1 protein-coding gene and 1 pseudogene are annotated in these 703 nt (G+C 35.3%); both read left to right on the top strand.

Annotated features, from left to right (window positions below):
• The first annotated feature begins 226 nt into the window (after positions 1-226).
• Positions 227-553, top strand: coding sequence for a hypothetical protein (locus ACFIKO_RS09425; protein ID WP_375673916.1), 327 nt, complete (start codon positions 227-229; stop codon positions 551-553).
• 25 nt (positions 554-578) lie between these two features.
• Positions 579-703 (top strand): annotated as a pseudogene (locus ACFIKO_RS09420) (XRE family transcriptional regulator); the annotation flags it as partial.

The following is a 703-nucleotide window of genomic DNA, read 5'->3' as shown; positions in this document are numbered from 1 at the left end:
AAGAAACTTTAAATGGTCTTGGGGGAGCAGTGAAAAACATTGCAAGTTAGCAAAATAGTGAAAAGTGCTGATCATTTTGGGATTGGATATGTATTTAAATCGATAAAAAGGCACCTTACAAAGCGATTTAAAGATTTTATGATGAAAACCATATCTGCAATACAAAACGCTCTGTACGGTCAAATTTAAAGAAAATAGACCCATAGGTAAAATTAAGGTTTTAAACATGCGAATTTTACAGCACCTGTTCTTAAAAAAGCGTAAACAACCCATGCAAAAAGAGTTTGTTGCAACAGCTGTTGGTTATGTTCCTTGGGGAGACGGAGCAGAGGAGTATTTTTACAACCTCTACGAATATGAAGACGGTACAAGAGAGTGTGAAAAGTTTGATGGCGGCCAGTATTACAAAACACCTAAGAATGCAGATTTTAGTACCAAAGCGCAAGTGAAAGCGTGGGTTTACGGTGGTGCTATTCCGAAAAGCATTCTCAATTACGAACCTCTCATAGATGAAATCAACAAAAACATCAAAAAATCATTGAAAACCACTTGATTGCATTAATAGGAGCTTGAATCAAATGCTTACACCATTTGGCAAAACCTTACGTAAAATTCGTATTGATCGAACAGAACGTTTATTAGATATGGCTAATAAATTAGGCGTATCTATAGCATTTTTATCTTCTGTAGAAATTGGCAAAAA

It is taken from the genome of Bartonella sp. TS82HLJMH (genome assembly GCF_042193495.1).
GTDB classification, from domain to species: Bacteria; Pseudomonadota; Alphaproteobacteria; order Rhizobiales; family Rhizobiaceae; genus Bartonella; species Bartonella grahamii.
The sequence above is the reverse complement of the archived record's forward strand: the minus strand, read 5'-3'. Positions and strand labels throughout refer to the sequence as shown.

Bases quoted from the DNA above. Each gene is read 5' to 3' on its own strand.
- ACFIKO_RS09425 (WP_375673916.1), top strand. From the start codon at position 227: ATGCGAATTTTACAGCACCTGTTCTTAAAAAAGCGTAAACAACCCATG.